Here is a 293-nt window from a genome sequence, read left to right as displayed (position 1 = left end):
GGTAACGCGCGAGCCTGCGCAGGTATTTCTGCTTGCTCAACGCACCGCTTTCCCAACGGTGCCGGGTACGAAACACCGCATCCGCCAGCAAGACCAACCGGGCACCGATGGGCTGGTTGCACTGCTCGCTACTCTCGGCGATGGCCACGAGATTGCGGGCCACGTGGGCCCAGCACAGTTGCCGCTGGTCGGCGTCGATAAACCGGTAGCCGGCGTACTGGTCGGTCACCAGCACCCCGTCAAACTCGGCGCCCAGCAGCCGCTTGGCCGCCTCCTGACCACGGCCATAGGCC

1 protein-coding gene is annotated in these 293 nt (G+C 66.2%); it reads right to left on the bottom strand.

What is annotated here, in order from left to right; translation table 11 throughout:
- Nucleotides 1-293 (bottom strand): transposase (locus tag J9889_RS19805; protein WP_210538956.1); only part of this gene is annotated, 293 nt, incomplete at both ends.

This window comes from Aeromonas sp. PrichA-15, from assembly GCF_017939245.1.
Taxonomy (GTDB): domain Bacteria; phylum Pseudomonadota; class Gammaproteobacteria; order Enterobacterales; family Aeromonadaceae; genus Aeromonas; species Aeromonas caviae.
This window is presented reverse-complemented; position numbering and strand designations above follow the sequence as displayed.